The organism is Methylobacterium komagatae, assembly GCF_042661665.1.
GTDB lineage: Bacteria > Pseudomonadota > Alphaproteobacteria > Rhizobiales > Beijerinckiaceae > Methylobacterium > Methylobacterium komagatae.
The window spans coordinates 2,378,764-2,395,155 of the sequence record NZ_JBHSWN010000001.1 but is presented as its reverse complement, the minus strand read 5'-3'; the positions used below and the strand labels follow the sequence as shown (position 1 = coordinate 2,395,155).

At 66.7% G+C, this 16,392-nt stretch carries 12 protein-coding genes and 3 pseudogenes; 1 reads left to right on the top strand and 14 read right to left on the bottom strand.

Annotated elements, in window-relative coordinates:
- Nucleotides 1–26 precede the first annotated feature (26 nt).
- Nucleotides 27–1,511, bottom strand: a complete 1,485-nt coding sequence (locus tag ACFQE0_RS11670) for a sigma-54-dependent transcriptional regulator (RefSeq protein ID WP_378969729.1) — start codon at nucleotides 1,509–1,511, stop codon at nucleotides 27–29.
- 249 nt (nucleotides 1,512–1,760) lie between these two features.
- On the opposite strand from ACFQE0_RS11670, the gene ACFQE0_RS11665 reads away from it, so the two are divergent.
- Entirely contained in the window at nucleotides 1,761–3,641 is a 1,881-nt protein-coding gene (locus ACFQE0_RS11665) for a M3 family oligoendopeptidase (RefSeq protein WP_378969727.1), read from the top strand.
- 62 nt (nucleotides 3,642–3,703) lie between these two features.
- Here ACFQE0_RS11665 and ACFQE0_RS11660 read toward each other — a convergent pair whose 3' ends face one another.
- The 13 genes and pseudogenes from ACFQE0_RS11660 to bchC all read right to left on the bottom strand — a co-directional run bounded on the left by ACFQE0_RS11660 (nucleotide 3,704) and on the right by bchC (nucleotide 16,329).
- Nucleotides 3,704–3,958, bottom strand: a complete 255-nt coding sequence (locus ACFQE0_RS11660) for a hypothetical protein (RefSeq protein ID WP_378969725.1) — start codon at nucleotides 3,956–3,958, stop codon at nucleotides 3,704–3,706.
- Nucleotides 3,959–4,151: 193 nt separating this feature from the next.
- Nucleotides 4,152–6,838: pseudogene (ppdK, locus tag ACFQE0_RS11655) on the bottom strand (pyruvate, phosphate dikinase).
- Nucleotides 6,839–7,189: 351 nt separating this feature from the next.
- Nucleotides 7,190–7,342: a DUF3096 domain-containing protein gene (locus ACFQE0_RS11650; RefSeq protein ID WP_378969723.1), complete on the bottom strand. Its 153-nt coding sequence runs from the start codon at nucleotides 7,340–7,342 to the stop codon at nucleotides 7,190–7,192.
- Nucleotides 7,343–7,478: 136 nt separating this feature from the next.
- Nucleotides 7,479–8,591 carry a photosynthetic reaction center cytochrome PufC gene (gene pufC, locus ACFQE0_RS11645; protein WP_378969721.1) on the bottom strand — a complete coding sequence of 371 codons (1,113 nt, stop codon included), beginning with the start codon at nucleotides 8,589–8,591 and terminating at the stop codon, nucleotides 7,479–7,481.
- 10 nt (nucleotides 8,592–8,601) lie between these two features.
- Nucleotides 8,602–9,580: pseudogene (gene pufM, locus ACFQE0_RS11640) on the bottom strand (photosynthetic reaction center subunit M).
- Nucleotides 9,581–9,665: 85 nt separating this feature from the next.
- Nucleotides 9,666–10,490 carry a photosynthetic reaction center subunit L gene (pufL, locus tag ACFQE0_RS11635; RefSeq protein WP_378969718.1) on the bottom strand — a complete coding sequence of 275 codons (825 nt, stop codon included), beginning with the start codon at nucleotides 10,488–10,490 and terminating at the stop codon, nucleotides 9,666–9,668.
- Nucleotides 10,491–10,556: 66 nt separating this feature from the next.
- A complete protein-coding gene (gene pufA / locus ACFQE0_RS11630; RefSeq protein WP_243958276.1) occupies nucleotides 10,557–10,745 on the bottom strand; it encodes a light-harvesting antenna LH1, alpha subunit in 189 nt (62 codons plus the stop codon).
- Nucleotides 10,746–10,755: 10 nt separating this feature from the next.
- The gene (pufB, locus tag ACFQE0_RS11625) at nucleotides 10,756–10,992 is read right to left on the bottom strand and encodes a light-harvesting antenna LH1, beta subunit (RefSeq protein WP_238204760.1); all 237 of its coding nucleotides are present in this window, start codon (nucleotides 10,990–10,992) and stop codon (nucleotides 10,756–10,758) included.
- Nucleotides 10,993–11,116: 124 nt separating this feature from the next.
- Nucleotides 11,117–11,338, bottom strand: a complete 222-nt coding sequence (locus ACFQE0_RS11620) for a hypothetical protein (protein WP_378969716.1) — start codon at nucleotides 11,336–11,338, stop codon at nucleotides 11,117–11,119.
- Nucleotides 11,339–11,367: 29 nt separating this feature from the next.
- Nucleotides 11,368–12,833, bottom strand: a pseudogene (gene bchZ, locus ACFQE0_RS11615) (chlorophyllide a reductase subunit Z).
- Nucleotides 12,833–14,386 (bottom strand): chlorophyllide a reductase subunit Y, encoded by a 1,554-nt coding sequence (bchY, locus tag ACFQE0_RS11610; RefSeq protein ID WP_378969713.1) that lies wholly within the window; start codon nucleotides 14,384–14,386, stop codon nucleotides 12,833–12,835. Before bchY ends, bchZ begins: the two are co-directional and overlap by 1 nt.
- Nucleotides 14,387–14,389: 3 nt before the next feature.
- The gene (locus ACFQE0_RS11605; RefSeq protein WP_378969711.1) at nucleotides 14,390–15,394 is read right to left on the bottom strand and encodes a chlorophyllide a reductase iron protein subunit X; all 1,005 of its coding nucleotides are present in this window, start codon (nucleotides 15,392–15,394) and stop codon (nucleotides 14,390–14,392) included.
- Nucleotides 15,391–16,329: a chlorophyll synthesis pathway protein BchC gene (bchC, locus tag ACFQE0_RS11600; protein WP_378969708.1), complete on the bottom strand. Its 939-nt coding sequence runs from the start codon at nucleotides 16,327–16,329 to the stop codon at nucleotides 15,391–15,393. The genes ACFQE0_RS11605 and bchC overlap by 4 nt, the downstream gene beginning before the upstream one ends.
- Nucleotides 16,330–16,392: the final 63 nt, after the last annotated feature.

The following is a 16,392-nucleotide window of genomic DNA, read 5'->3' as shown; positions in this document are numbered from 1 at the left end:
GGGCTCTGTTCGGCGATTCGATAGAATCAGGCGGCGTCTTCGGCCTTTTCATCTCCTTCGAGACCGAGATCTTTCAACTTACGGTAGAGAGTTGAGCGGCCAATACCGAGCCGCCGAGATACCTCCGACATCCGGCCCCGGTAAAATTGCAGGGCGAAGCGGATGATGTCGGCTTCGAGGGCATCCATCGTCTTGATCTCGCCGGTCTCCTCGGTGACCAGCGAAAGGGCGTGCGGATCGCGTACCTCGACGCGGACGATCTCGCGAACCGGCTCCGGCACGTAGGTCGGCATGACGGGCTGGTTCGGCGCGGCTGGGATCCGGACGTCGAAGCCCTCGACCTGCGCAGCGATCTGGGGGAACTCCGCGAGCGTCAGCTCATCGCCATCGGCCAGCACGACCGCGCGGAACAGGGCGTTCTCCAGCTGGCGCACGTTGCCGGGCCAGGGATAGCGGGTCAGCAGGGCCATCGCCTCCTGGCTGATGCCCCGGACGCGCTTGCCCTCCTCGGCGGCGAACCGGGCGCAGAAGGAGCGCGCGAGATCAGCCACGTCCTCCCGGCGCGCCCGCAGCGGCGGCAGGGTCATCGGGAAGACGTTGAGGCGGTAGAACAGGTCCTCGCGAAAGCGGCCCTGCTTCACGAGATCGAGGAGCGAGCGGTTGGTCGCCGAGATCAGGCGGATGTCCACCCGCACCGAACGCTTGCCGCCGACGGGATCGACCTCGCCCTCTTGCAGCGCGCGCAGCAGCTTCACCTGCGCATCGAGGGGCAACTCGCCGATCTCATCGAGGAACAGGGTGCCGCCCGAGGCTTCCACGAACTTGCCGGCATGCTTCTCGGTGGCGCCGGTGAAGGCCCCCTTTTCGTGGCCGAACAGGGTCGATTCGACGAGGTTCTCGGGGATGGCGCCGCAATTGACGGTGACGAACGGCTTGCCCTTGCGGTCGCCGGAGCCCTGGATGGCCCGCGCCAGCACTTCCTTGCCGACGCCCGACTCACCCTCGATCAGAACCGGAATGGTGGATTTCGCCGCGCGTTCGGCGAGGCGGATCACCCGCTCCATGTCGGGGCTGCGGGAGGTGAGGTCCTTGAAGGTCAGGGCGCCGGAAGCCCGGCGCCGCATCCGGCGGACCTCTTCCTCCAGGTGATCGACCCGCAGGGCGTTCTTGATGGAGACCTGGAGCCGCTCCGCCCCCGCGGGCTTCACGACGAAATCCACCGCTCCGGCGCGCATGGCGTTCACGACAGCGTCGATCGAGCCGTTCGAGGTCTGCACGATGACCGGTGTGTCGAGGCCGCTGCGACGCATCTCCGCGAGGACACCAAGACCGTCGAGGCCCGGCATCACCATATCGAGCAGCACCACGTCGGCGCCCTCGGAGCGGAGGAGCGCGAGCCCATCCATTCCGTTCTCGGCCACGCGCGCCTCGAAGCCGAACCGGCGCACGGCGGCTTCGGTCAGGCGGCGCTGGACCGGATCGTCGTCGACGATGAGGACGGCGGTCGACATGGCAGCATCCCTGAGGCCGCGCGATCGGGCTCTGCCCCGGATGGCCGGGGTGCGTCCGATTCGCTGGCTGTTTCGTTTCGAGCCGTAAGGTCGCCGATATCCGTAAAGTCGCGCTTAACGACGTTTTGTGTTCCCGGCGGATGGCCGCTTGGAGCATGAAGGCGGCGCTTGCGTTGAACCTTGGCGCCTTTCGCTCGATATCCCACGAGTGCGCGCCGCCCCTTCGCGCTCCCGAGGACACTGGAACCGATGAGACTGAGTCCCGCCGCCCCGATGCCCGCAGCGACGGCAGAAGGAGCCGACGCCGCACGCGCGGCCGCCAAGGCCGCCGATCTCGGACAGATTCTCGGTCCGCTGCCCGAATGGGACCTGTCCGACCTCTACGCCGGTCTCGACGATCCGAATTTCTCCCATGACCTCACCCGGGCTGAGGAGGAGTGCCGACGGTTCAGCGAGGCCTATGCAGGCAAGATCGCCGGGCTCGCCCAGGGTCCGGATGCCTCGTCCCGCCTCGCCGAGGCGGTTTCGGCCTACGAGCGGATCGAGGATCTGCTCGGCAAGCTCATGTCCTATGCCGGGCTCGTCTATTCCGGCGACACGACGGATGAGACCCGCGCCAAGTTCTACGGCGACACCCGCGAGCGGTTGACCAACGCCTCCGGCGATCTGCTGTTCTTCGGGCTCGAGCTGAACCGCGTCGATGATGCCGCTCTCGATGCCGCCAAGGCTCAGGCGCCCCTCTCGCGCTACGCCCCCTGGATCGATGATCTGCGCCGGGAGAAGCCGTTTCAGCTCGAAGACCGGATCGAGAAGCTGTTCCTCGAGAAGTCGGTGACGGCCAACGCCGCCTGGGACCGATTGTTCGATGAGACTATCGCGGGCCTGCGCTTCACCGTCCAGGGCGAACGCCTGTCGCTGGAGCCGACCCTGAACAAGCTTCAGGATCCGGACGGCGCGATCCGCAAGGAAGCCGCCGGGGCGGTGAGCGAGGTTCTGCGGGCGAACCTGCGGATCTTCACGCTGATCACCAACACGCTCGCCAAGGACAAGGAGATCTCGGATCGCTGGCGCGGCTTTCGCGATGTCGCGGATGCCCGGCACCTGTCGAACCGGGTCGAGCCGGAGGTGGTCGCGGCCCTGGTTGATGCCGTACAGGCTGCCTATCCGCGCCTGTCGCACCGCTACTACAAGCTGAAGGCGAAGTGGTTCGGGAAGGACGCCCTCCCCTACTGGGACCGCAACGCCCCGTTGCCCAAGGTGGATCAGCGCACCATCCCCTGGACCGAGGCGCGGGACACGGTGCTGACCGCCTACGAGGCGTTCTCCCCCGACATGGCGGGGATTGCTCGGCGGTTCTTCGACCGCAACTGGATCGACGCGCCGACCCGACCCGGCAAGGCTCCAGGCGCCTTCGCGCATCCGACCGTGCCGTCCGTCCATCCCTATGTGCTGGTGAACTACCAGGGTAAGCCGCGGGATGTGATGACCCTTGCCCACGAACTCGGGCACGGGGTGCATCAGGTTCTCGCCGGGCCGAACGGCGCGCTGATGGCGCCGACGCCATTGACCCTCGCCGAGACGGCCAGCGTGTTCGGCGAGATGCTGACCTTCCGCAAGCTTCTCGCGGCGACGACGAACACGTCCCAGCGCCGGGCGATGCTCGCGGCGAAGGTCGAGGACATGATCAACACGGTGGTGCGCCAGATCGCATTCTACCTGTTCGAGCGGAAGGTCCATCTCGCCCGCGCGAAAGGCGAATTGACCACGGAGCAGATCAACGCCCTGTGGCTCTCCGTACAGGCGGAGTCCCTTGGCCCAGCGATCACCCTCGATGCGGGTTACGAGCCCTTCTGGGCCTACATCCCGCACTTCATCCACTCGCCCTTCTACGTTTATGCCTACGCTTTCGGCGATTGCCTCGTGAATTCGCTATACGGGGTCTATCAGAAGGCAGGCGATGGCTTTGCTGAGCGTTACATGGCCCTGCTCGCTGCGGGCGGCGCGAAGCCGTACGGCGAATTGCTGACGCCCTTCGGCCTTGATGCGCGCGATCCCGGCTTCTGGCAGGTCGGGCTCGGCATGATCGAAGGAATGATCATCGAGCTCGAATCAATGGAAGGGCAGGACTGACGACGAAAGGGGGGCGGTTCACCGCCCCTCCCTTGCCTGCTTGAGGTAACCGTCCGGCTGCGTCAGCGCAGCGGCTTGGCGAGATTCACCGCCAGGGCGGAAACCAGCGTCAAGGCGTAGCCGTCATCGCGGGTATCGGCGATGCGTTCGGCTTCCCCGCCACTATTGGCGGCTACCGACATCATCAGCATCAAACCGGTCACGATTGCGCCGAGGCCGGCGGAAAGCGCCAGATACGCGCGCACTGCGGCGCGCGGAACAATGGTCTCGGGGGCGCAAGGGCCGAGAGCCAACGGGGTCGGGCTGCTGTCGCTCATGGGAGTAAGCTTCACCCGCGACGCCATCGACCGGACGATCCGGCCACGCTCATGCGGACGGTATGGGTCGCTAGCATGCAACGTGCCGTCACGGCAAAGGTTCAAGCGTGACAATTGCCGGTTGCGTAGTTTTTTGCACCGTTCTGTTTGAACAGAGCTTTGCGGCGCCCCTTCAAGGGGCGCCGCAAGCGTCTTAGCCCTCGCCCGCGTGGGCCTTGCCGAGGGCGGCCTGGGCCGCGGCGAGACGGGCGATCGGCACGCGGTAGGGCGAGCACGACACGTAATCGAGCCCGACCTTCTGGCAGAAGTCGATGGAGGCGGGATCGCCACCATGCTCGCCGCAGATGCCGAGCTTGATGCCCTCGCGAGTGGCACGGCCGCGCTCGCAACCGATCCGCACCAGTTCGCCCACGCCTTCCTGGTCGATCGTAATGAACGGATCGGCCGGGAGAATGCCCTTCTGCGTGTACGGGCCGAGGAAGGTCGCCGCGTCGTCGCGGGAGATGCCGAGCGCCGTCTGGGTCAGGTCGTTCGTCCCGAAGGAGAAGAACTCCGCCGTCTGAGCGATCTCACCAGCCTTCAGGGCGGCGCGCGGCAGCTCGATCATCGTGCCGACCTGGTAGTCCAGCTTGGCCGACTTCTCCTGCTCGACGGCCTTCGCCGTGGCGTCGATCCGGCCCTTCACGAGGTCGAACTCGGCGCGGGTGAAGACCAGGGGCACCATCACCTCCGGCGTCACCGGGCTACCGGTCTCGGCGGCGGCCTGAATCGCGGCTTCGAAGATGGCGCGGGCCTGCATCTCCGCGATCTCCGGGAAGGCGATGGCGAGGCGGCAGCCGCGGAAGCCGAGCATCGGGTTGTGCTCGGAGAGTTCGCGGGTGCGGTGGCGGATCTTGTCCTCCGTCACGCCTGTCGCCTTCACGACCTCCTGCACCTCCTGATCGGTGTGCGGCAGGAACTCGTGCAGCGGCGGGTCGAGCAGGCGGATCGTCACCGGCAGGCCGGACATGATCTTGAACAGCTCGACGAAGTCCTGGCGCTGGTAGGGCAGGATCTTCGCCAGCGCCGTCTTCCGGCCCTCGGCATGGTCGGCCAGAATCATCTCGCGGACGGCGATGATCCGGTCGCCCTCGAAGAACATGTGCTCGGTGCGGCAGAGGCCGATGCCCTCGGCGCCGAAGTTGCGCGCGGTGCGAGCGTCGTTGGGCGTGTCGGCGTTGGCGCGCACCTTCATGGAGCGGATGCCGTCGGCCCATTCCATGAGCGTGGCGAAATCGCCGGACAGTTCCGGCTCCAGCATGGCCACCTCACCCAGGATCACCTGGCCCGTCGAGCCGTCGATGGTGATCTTGTCGCCCGCCTTCAACGTCTGGCCGCCGACCGTCATGGTCTGGGCCTTGTAGTCGATGCGGATCGTGCCGACGCCGGAGACGCAGGGTTTGCCCATGCCGCGGGCCACCACCGCCGCGTGGCTGGTCATGCCGCCACGGGTGGTGAGGATGCCCTCGGCAGCGTGCATGCCGTGGATGTCCTCAGGAGAGGTCTCGACACGCACGAGGATGCACTTCCGCTCGGCCTTGCGATGGGCTTCCGCATCCTCGGAGTTGAACACGATCTCGCCCGTGGCGGCGCCCGGCGAAGCGGGCAGGCCATTGGCGATGACCTTGCGCTCGGCTTTCGGGTCGATGGTCGGGTGCAGCAATTGGTCCAGCGCGGAGGGCTCAACCCGGCCGATGGCCTCGTCGCGGGAGATCAGCCCCTCGGCCGCCAGATCCACGGCGATGCGCAGGGCCGCCTTGGCGGTGCGCTTGCCGTTGCGGGTCTGGAGCATCCAGAGCTTCCCCTTCTCGATGGTGAACTCCATGTCCTGCATGTCGCGGTAATGGCTCTCCAGGATCCCGTAGATCCTGGTCAGCTCCGCGAAGCTGTCGGGCATGGCCTTCTCCATCGAAGGCTTGTCGCTCTTGGCCTCCTCACGGGCCTTCTCGGTGATGTTCTGCGGGGTCCGGATGCCCGCCACCACGTCCTCGCCCTGGGCGTTGATCAGGAACTCGCCATAGAGCGCCTTTTCGCCGGTGGACGGGTTGCGGGTGAAGGCGACGCCGGTCGCCGACGTGTCGCCCATGTTGCCGAACACCATCGCCTGCACGTTGACGGCGGTGCCCCAGCTCTCGGGGATGCTGTTCAGCTCGCGGTACTTTTTCGCGCGCGGAATCATCCACGAATTGAACACGGCGCCGATGGCGCCCCACGCTGATCATCGGCTCCCTGCGGGAAGTCGGAGCCGTGCTCCTTCTTCACGATCTCCTTGTAGGTCTTGATCAGGGTCTTCCAATCCTCGGCGCCGAGTTCGGTATCGAGGTCGAAGCCCTTCTGCTCCTTGTAGTGCTCCAGCGCCTCTTCAAAGGCGTGATGCTCCACGTTCAGCACCACGTTCGAGTACATGGTGATGAAGCGGCGGTAGGAATCGTAGGCGAAGCGCTCGTCATCCGCTTCCTTGGCCAGCGCCGTCACGGTCTCGTCGTTGAGGCCGAGGTTCAGCACCGTGTCCATCATGCCGGGCATGGAGGCGCGGGCACCGGAGCGAACCGAAACGAGAAGCGGCGCCTTGGCATCGCCGAAGGAGCGGCCGGTCAGCGTGCCGACCTGCGCGAGCGCGGCGGCGACTTGGTCCCTCAACTCCGGCGGGTATTGCTTGCCGTGATCGTAATAATACGTACACACCTCGGTGGTGATGGTGAATCCGGGCGGTACGGGCAGCCCGAGGTTGGACATTTCAGCAAGGTTCGCACCCTTGCCGCCCAGCAGATCGCGCATCTGCGATTTGCCCTCGGCCTTGCCGTCACCGAAAGCGTAGACCCATTTTGCGTCGCCAGCCATCTCGATACCGCTCGTCGCTTGCCGTTGGGCCGTCGCTGCCCTTCACGGCGGGGTGAACCATCCTGCACTGCAACGCAAGATGAACGAAGGGCTGAACACGCCCAATTTTCGAAACGAAAGAGGCGTCCTGAACGGGGATGACGACCGGCTTGCGCGGGAGCGACAATTTTCACCGTCAGAAAAACAGAAACGCCCCGTCCAAAACGCTCTTTTTCCACACGCTGTTCATTTGATTGCGCACGACAATAATACGCGGCTCAGTACCAATCCGTGTGGACAGTTCCGGGGATGCCGCCGATCGGTCCCGCATCCGCTGATCGTCCCTCGTTCCGGCCTCGGAACGGGCGAGCCTCAGGTCAGGCCTCGGAGCAACCCGAGCCCCAGAACGCCGACGGCGATCAGATAGATCGCGACGATGTAATTCAGCAGGCGCGGCATCACGAGGATCAGGATGCCGGCGATGATGGCGATGACCGGTTGCAGGTTCGAGATCGTAATCGTCATGGCTCACCCTCCCGCCAAGCTCGGCGGTACGACGTAGACTCCCGGGGGCTTTCCCCGGTTCCGCAGCGCAACATACGAGAAGGAGGGCGCATGGCCCCCTTCCGCATTCGTCAGAGATATTGCGCTTGGCCCGGCTCTACATCGGCGGCTTGACGGCCGGCAAGGTGGTGCCCGGGATCGGGTCCTTCGCCTCGCCCGTCGGCAGGCTCACCTGCGTCGTGGGCTTGGCGAGTTCCGGGTAGGGCTCGATTACTTTGGCGCCGTTGAGCGGCTTGTTGGCGCCGTTGTGACAGGTGGCGCAGCTGACCTTGGCGACATCGCCCGTCGGCCCGAGACGAGTGGCCGGGAAAGTCGTCGTCAGGGGGTGCATGTAGTCCTGGTTCAATTCGCGAACCATCTGGACGCCGTACCACGCATGGACCCGGTTCGGCGTGCTGGTGTCCCATTGCGCCACAGAGCGGGTGTTGTGGCAGAAGGTGCAGTTCACCCCCAGCGCCTGGGACATCGTGATCATGATCGCGAAGGTCCGCTCGGCGTCCTGGATCGGCTTGCTCTTGGCCTCGGGCAAGGCGGTTGTGGCGTTCACCCGCACGTAGGATTGCGGGGTGTCCTTGTTGGCGTAGTAGTCGTCGAAGACGGCGTAGGGCAGCGAGGTCAGGCCGACATTCGCGGAAGCGAGGTTCTGACCGTTGTTGCGCGGGATGAACTTGGCGCCGACCGACGGAGCGGGCGTGTCGAACCAGATATTCGCCGGAACCGGGTTGCCCCGGTGGCAGGTGTAGCAGGTCACGCCCGCTTCATGGACGTGCTTTTCCTTCCAGGTCGAGTTGATGTGCTGGGTCATCTGGAGCATGCGCCGGGCGACACGCTTCTGGTAGAGCTCGTCGGAGGCCATGTTCTCGGTGGAATGGCAGTAGGTGCAGCCCTGTTGTGGGGCCACCCATTCCGTCATCGACACCATCACCCGGTTGAACTGCTCGGCAGAGAGGTCGCCGAGCACCTGCACGTTCTCGTAGACGGCGGAGGCCTTGTCGCCGCCCGCTTCCGCCGGGTCGGCGGGTGCCGGCGCCCGGTTGGCCTCAGCCAGTTCCTCGTTCCCGGCCTTGGTCCGGATGAGGTCCATGCCGGTGCCGCGGAAGCCTGTCTGCTTGTTGGCCATGGGCGGGTGGGTCCAGCCCGCCCCGCCGAACATCGCGATGGTGAGGAAGAGGGCCAGGGCGGCCCCCGCCACGGAGAGAACGGTCTTCATGGCGTTCTCCTCACGGCTTCACGACGGGGGCGAGATGAGCCGGATCGACGATCGGCCCGTACACCTGCGGGTAGGCCGGCGCGACGCCGTGCTTGACCGCCCAGAGGTACCAGTTGTCGACCACCGTTCCGGTCAGCAGGATGCCGATGCCACCCGTAAGCGTCGTCAGCACCGCGAACCACCACGCCCAGCGGTGGATCGATTCCATCGTGGCGTTGAAGCCCATGGTCCAGCGCCAGAACAGGGCGGCACGCTCGGTCGCCGTGCCGCGATCCACGATCTGATCGATCTCGCGGTCCGCGCCGTAGCGGGAGCAGGCCAGGATGGTCCCGCCATGCATCGCGAAGAGCAGCACCGACCCGTAGAGGAAGGTGATCGAGAGCATGTGGAACGGGTTGTAGAACAGGTTGCCGTAGCGCAGCGAGAACGCGGCGGTCCAATCGAGATGCGGGAAGATGCCGAAAGGCACCGCCTCGGACCACGAACCCATCATGATCGGCCGGATGAAGCCGAGCACGAGGTAGAGCCAGATGGCGCTGGCGAAGGCCCACGGCACGTGGGTACCGAGCCCGAGCGCCTTGGCGCGTCGGTAGAGGTGGACCCACCACAGCAGGATCGAGGCGGTGAGGAAGAAGCCCGCGATCAGCCACCAGCCGCCCTCGGCGAGGGGGGCAGGATGCGCAGGCCGTATTTCGGCAGCGGCGGCTCGAGGGCGAGCCAGGGAGCTGGCGCACGAACTGCACCGGATCCCAGTTCACCGACGCCCACATGTTGAGGCCGATGATCTCGAACGCGATCACCCCGCAAGTGATCGACAGGGCCGCGATGTAGCCGATGTAGATCGGCCCGACCTGGCTGTTGCCCAGCAGGCCGAACAGGTAGCTGTTGAACGGCTTGCCGACGCGGCCATCGACGGGGACGGGAATCCCCATCTCCGGCTCGAGGGGCCGGACCTGAACCGCCGTGAAGAAGTTTTGATAGTAAGCCATCGTCCGATCCCCCCGAGGCCGGTCGGCCGTGCCGACCCGGCTCGTAGCATCCGCGTCAGACCCCGCGCGGACTGCGGGACATTCTTCAGCGCCACACGGGCAGGTTGAGCCACCAGCCCCACCATTCGGGCCAGCCCTGGGTCCAGAAGGGACCGCTGATCACGATGCAGACCGCGCTCCAGAAGCCGGCGGCCAGGGCGAGGTACCAACCGAGGCGGTGCACGCCGAGCGTGCCGATCGAGTAGCCGATCGCATCGCGGAAGAACGTGTCCTCGTGTTCGGGGGTCTTCACCGTCTCGCCCTTGGCCGGGTTGGTCGAGGACAGGATCAGGCCGCCATGCATGGCGAGCGCGAGCGTCGTAGTGAAGAAGAACGTCACCGCGAGCATGTGCGCGGGGTTATAGTGGAAGTGGAGATACTGGTATCCAGTGTTCGACACCCAATCGAGGTGCGAGAGAATACCGTAGGGAAAGCCGTAGCCCCAGGCGCCCATCAGGAATGGGCGAATGACCACCAGGGTGAAATAGGCGAAGATCGCCATGCTGAAGGCGATCGGCACGTGATAGCCGATGCCGAGCTTGCGGCAGATCTCGACCTCGCGCAGCGCCCAGGAGCTGAACGAGCCCAGCGCGCACATGGTGATGATCTGCCAGAGCCCGCCCTCCTTCAGGGGCGCGAGCTTGAGGCCGTAGGAGATGTCCGGCGGCGCAATGTTGATCTGCCAGATGTTCCAGGTCGGGCCGAGGGCCGCGCCGTAGATCACCAGGGCCGTGCCGAGCACGGTGAAGAACAGACCCGTCACGCCGAAGAAACCGACGAAGAACGGGCCGATCCAGAAGTCGAACAGGTCGCCGCCGAGCAAGGTGCCGCCGCGGACCCGGTATTTGCGCTCGTAGCTCAGCATCGCCATGGCGAAGGCCTCCCGTTCGATATTCGGAGGGGCGGGCGTGCGAGGTCCGCCCCCCGGTTACTGTTGTCAGGCCGGCATTTCCGGCAGCGCGAGCGTGATGGCGTTCGCGGCCTTGTTCGCCTTCGGACCTTCCAGCCAGTTGAACCGGTCGGTCGAGAGCAGAATGAAGTGGATCAGCAGCGCGAGGATGAAGAGGAAGGTGAACAGAGCCACCAACGTGCGCCGCGGATCGAACAGCAACCAAACCTTGTGCATCCGATCCTCCTCAGCCGATCATCGAGACAAGAGCGCGGGCCGTGTCGGTCACGCCTTCGAGCGAGGCGTAGCCCTGCGGTCCGGGCAGCCACGGGCGCCACAGCCAGACGAGGATGTGGGCGACCACGGCAATCGCCGTGAAGATGAGGAAGCTCGTCAGGAAGATCGCGTGGAACTCCTTGGCCTCCGGTTCCGTCAGCCCGGACAGGCTGCTCGGTCTTTCTGTCGTGATGGGTCCACCAGCCATGGTTTCGACCTCCGTGTGTTGGCCGCGCCTTACGGCGCGACGGGTGCTGCCGCGTGTTGCGCGGCCTCACTTCCCCCGCGTCACCGGACGGAAGCGTCTCCTGAAAGGCCTGCCCTGACGGGCTTCAGCCCATGAACGCGAAGGGGATGGCCTGGACGGCCATGGCGCGAGCCTCCCCGAAGATCGAGCGGTGCGGCGTCGGCACGCCGACGCGGGGGGCCGCGCGACCCGGCGAGAGCCGGTGGAACGCTGCGGCGGCCAGGAAGAAGGGATAGGTGGCCGCCAGGATCAGACGGAACTGGAGCGCCTCCTGATGCAGGCGCGCGGTCGGGGCCATCGTACGCATCGACAGGTCTCCTCTCGGAAAGGACGGGCTCATGCGGGGACTCCCGCAGCGAGTTCGGAACGGGCGGCGGTCACGTCGTCGGACGTGACGGAATTGGCCCCCGATTGACGCGCCCGGCGCTCGGCCGCGTCGCGCAGGCGCTTGGCGGCGGAGATGCGGGCGAGGACAGGCTGCGCCTCGACGGCGCCTTCCAGGGCCGACAGGGCCGCCGCATCCCAGGGCATCTCCCGGTGCGAGCGGGCCGGGGTCGGGTCGACCCGGTCCATGTCGCGGGCGAGCGGAAGGATGTGGAAGAGGGTGTCGAAGAGGGCGTTGCAGACCTCTTGGACGAGGTAGGTCGCACCCGCGTAGCCCATGAAGGGCGTGCCGGTGTGCCGCCGGATGATCGCGCCGGGGAAGGAGGCGGGCACGTAGGTCGCCCGGCCGCCCGCTTCCGCGAGGTACATCCGCTCGTTGAATGAGCCGAACAGCACCAGCGGCGGGTTCTTCGCGATGGCCTCCCGGACCTTGGCGTTGTCGGGCTTCAGCCCGGCCGAACGGCCGAAGGCGAAGTGGCAGGGCAGACCCATCTCCTCCTCGAGGAAATGGCGGACACCGCGCGCGTAGGTATCGGTGGCGACGATGCCGAAGCTCGCCGTGCCGAAGAAGTCCTGCGTCACAGACCGCCACAGGTCCCAGACCGGCTTGATCGTGGTGTGGCGCTCGCGCTCGATGAACGGCTCGGGGTCGATCTCGAGAATCTCTCCCAGCGCTCGCAGAAACTTGGTGGTCGAGAGCACGCCGATAGGCGCCTGGAGATACGGGCGCTCCAGCGCCTCGCAGAGGCCCCGGCCGAATTCCCGGTAGAGGCAGATATTCGCGTCCGCGTTGACGAGCTTCGGCACATCCGCGAGATGCGAGCCCAGCGGGAAGGTGAGATTCACCTCGGCGCCGATGCCTTCGACCAGCCGACGGATCTCGGCGAGGTCGCTCGGCATGTTGAAGGTGCCGTAGGCAGGGCCGATCAGGTTGACGCGGGGGCGCTCCCCCTCCTTGCGGGGGCCCTCGCGGGAATGCCCTTCTTGGCGAACTTCTTCGCCCCGTATTCCTGCCAGAGCCAGGTCATGGCCCGGTCGGCCGCCTGCCACTGATCCTCATCGATGGTACGCGGTAGGAAGCGCTGGAGACCGGTGCCCTCCGGCGTCACGCCGCCGCCGATCATCTCCGCGATGGAGCCGGTGACGACGACGCTCGGCAGGCCAGGATCGAGGGTGGAATGGGCGCGCTTCATCGCGCCCTCGGTGCCGTGGCGACCGAGCTCTTCTTCCGCCAAGCCTGTCACGACGATGGGCAATTCGTGCGGCGGCAGGGCGTCGGTGTAGTGCAGCACCGACGTGACGGGCAGGTTTTCACACCCCACGGGGCCGTCGATGACGACCTGCAGGCCCTTGATCGCCGTGAAGACGTAGACCGCGCCCCAGTATCCGCCGGCCCTGTCGTGATCGAGGATCAGCATTATGCCATCTCCCCGATCGGCTTCTTGGGCGCTTCCGCCTTCGGAGCTTGCTTGATTTGCGGAACGTCCTGCCAGACGCCTGCCGCGTGGCCGGTGCCGACGCCTTCGAAGAAGTCATGCATCGCGTCGAAGCGCGGCTTGTTGCGTAAAGCCGCGTTGACCACCGTTGCGAGCGATCCGGCACCCGCCGCACCCATGAGCGGGCGGGCCGAGATCAGGTTCGTGAAGTAGAGGGCTGGGGTCGCGGCCTCCTTGGCCTTCTGCACCACCGGGGTCGTGCCGATGGCGAGGTCGGGCCGGAAATGTTCGAAGGCGTAGAGGTCGTCTTCGAGGGAAGCCCGGTAATGGACCTCGCAACCATGGGCTTCGAGCCAATCCCGATCCGCCTCGGACCAAGGTGTGCGCGGGCAGGCAGAGCCGACATAGGGCACCTCCGCGCCGCTCTCGATGAGCAGGCGCGCCACCAGAAGCTCCGAGCCCTCATAGCCGGAGAGCGTGATCCGGCCCTTGATCGGCGAAGCCGACAGGGCGCCGCGGATCCCGGCGAGGATACCGGCCTTGGCCTTGTCGATCGTCTCGGTGGAGACGTTGCAGGCCGCGCCGATCCGCTCCAGCCAAGCGGCCGTGCCCTCGACGCCAACGGGGGCCGAGCCGACGACGGAGCGTCCCGCCGACTCGAACTCGCGGATGCTCGCCGTGTAGAACGGGTGGATCGCCGCCACCGCCGTGCAGTCGAGGGCGGCGTAGAGTTCGCGCCACTCGCGGGTCGGGACGACCGGCCCCGCCGCGAGGCCGAGCGGCGCCAGCAGGCTGCCGATCACCATCGGATCGGCCGGGAACATCTCGCCGAGCAGCGCGACGGTCGGGCGCTCGGAGCGACCACCCTTCGGAGCCTGGACCGGACCCTGCTCGGCCTCGGCGCGGGCGACCTTCAGCATGGCCCCGGCGAGGACGTCCTTCGCTTCGGCATGGGTCGGCACGCCGAAGCCCGGCACGTCGATGCCGATGACGCGGACCCCGTCGATCTCCTTCGGCAGGAGACGCAGCGGTACGCCCGAGGCCGTGGGTACGCAGAGGTTGATGACGACGACGGCGTCGTAATCCTCAGGCTTCGCGGTGGCGTGGACCGCGTCGCGGATATCCTCGAAGAGCTTGCCGGTAACGAGCGTTTCGGAATTGAACGGGACGTAGCCGACGCTACGGCGGGCGCCGTAGAAATGCGAGGTGAAGGTCAGCCCGTAGACGCAGCAGGCCGAGCCGGAGAGGATCGTCGCGGTGCGCCGCATCCGCAGGCCGACGCGCAGCGATCCGAAGGCCGGACACATGCTCTGCGGCTGGTCGTGCGGACCCTGCGGATAATCCTCGCGCAGCTGCGCCAGGGTCTCGGACATCCCGGCCGCCTCGGCGGCCTCCCGCATCGCGTCCTTGCCCGCATGGCAGCCGAGCCCGTCGCCCTTGGTGGCGGCGATGTCGATGGCTTGCGCAGCGCCTTGGGCAGCGGATTGGGCCGCCTTGCGGGCCCGCAGTTCGGCGATGTCGAGGGAGACGGCCATGCCCTAGACCTCGTCGTAGACGACTTCGAGGGACGGCTTGGACAGAGGGGCGACGCCGCACATGTCCTCGTGAGTCGCGGGCACCAGCACCACGTCGCGGCCGGTGGTCTCGCTGGAGAACAGGCCGAGCAACCCATCCTGCGAAAGCGGCGTCGGGCGGTGCGGTGCAGCCTCCGCGACGTTCGCGGCGAGTTCCGAGAACAGGTCGCCCCAACGGCCATCGGGCTTGCCGATGATCTCGTAATTCGCACTCTTCTTGCGAATGTCGTCGTCGGCCGGGATCGAGGCCAGGACCGGGATGCCCGCCGCTTCGGCGAAAGCCTGCGCCTCGCCCGTACCGTCATCCTTGTTGATGACGAGGCCGCCGACACCGACATTGCCGCCGAGCTTGCGGAAATACTCCACCGCCGAGCAGACATTGTTGGCGACGTAGAGCGATTGAAGGTCGTTCGAGCCGACGACGATGACCTTCTGGCACATGTCGCGGGCGATCGGCAGGCCGAAGCCACCGCACACGACGTCGCCCAGGAAGTCGAGCAGGACGAAGTCGAAGCCCCATTCGTGGAAGCCGAGCTTCTCCAGCAACTCGAAGCCGTGGATGATGCCCCGGCCGCCGCAGCCGCGCCCGACCTCGGGGCCGCCGAGTTCCATGGCGTACACGCCGTCGCGCTTGAAGCAGACATCGCCGATGGCGACCTGCTCGCCCGCGAGCTTCTTCTTCGTCGAGGTCTCGATGATGGTCGGGCAGGCCTTGCCGCCGAACAGCAGGGAGGTCGTGTCGCTCTTCGGATCGCAGCCGATGAGCAGCACCTTCTTGCCCTGCTGGGCCATCATGTAGCTGAGGTTGGCCAGCGTGAAGGACTTGCCGATGCCGCCCTTCCCGTAGATCGCGATGATCTGAGTCTCCTTCTTCGCCGGGGCGGTGGAGACGGGATCCGGCTCGATCGCGGCCTCGGCCCGCAGGCGCTCGGCGTTGGCGAGGGCAGCCTTGTCGATCTGGACGTTCATGCGGCGTCCCTCCAATCCAGGACCATCTTGAGGCAGGCCGGATCGGCGAAGGCCGTCCGGTACGCCTCTTCGGCCCGCGCGGCGGGCGCGCGGTGAGTGATCAGGCCGTCGAGGGACAGCCGCCCGCCCTCGATGAGGCAGGTGACGGCGGCGAGATCGTCCGGCCGGAATTCGGCGGAGATGCGCAGGCGCGCCTCGCGCATGAAGGCGGGCGGAAAAGCGAAGGAGAGCGGCGCCTCGTAGAAGCCCGCGAGCACGATCTCGCCACCGGGGGCGAGACGCGCAACCAGCCCGTCGAGCCCGGCGGAATCGCCGCTGACATCGAGAATGCGCCCATAGTCCCGGCGAAAATCGGCCTCGGGCGAGAGGCAGGCATAGGTGCCGTCCGTGTCCCGGCGGGTCTCGTCGGTCTCCCACACGGTCGGCTCGGCGCCCATCGCCACGGCGACACGGGCGAGCAGACGGCCGAGGACGCCGTGACCCACGACGAGAGGACGCTCACCCTCCGCGATGCCGCGGGCCGCGCGGTGGGCGGTGGCTGCGAGGGCCAGGAGGCAGGCCCGCTCACCCAACGCACCATCGACCGGCAGGAGCTTGTCGGCGGGGGTGACGAGGCGGGAGGCGGCGCCACCGAACAGGCCCCGGACGGTGCCGAAGCAGCGGGCGCCGGGAACGAAGACCCATTGGCCCGCACGCACGGACGCCCCGGCGGGCGCCTCCGCCACCTGACCGACGGTCTCGTAGCCTGGCACGAGGGGATAGCCCATCCCGGGGAAGTTCGGCATCCGGCCGGACCAGAGAAGGCGCTCGGTTCCGGTGCTGATGCCGCTCCAGGCGACATCAACGACAGCGTCTCCAGCAACCGCATCCGTCAGCGGAAGGCGCCGCAGGGCCAACTTTTCCGGCTGTTCGAGGATGACGGCGAGAGCGTCCATCAGAGGAATTCCGCCCGACTCAGACGAAGCGCCGCAGGGGCGACGTCTCGATGTGTCATTCTA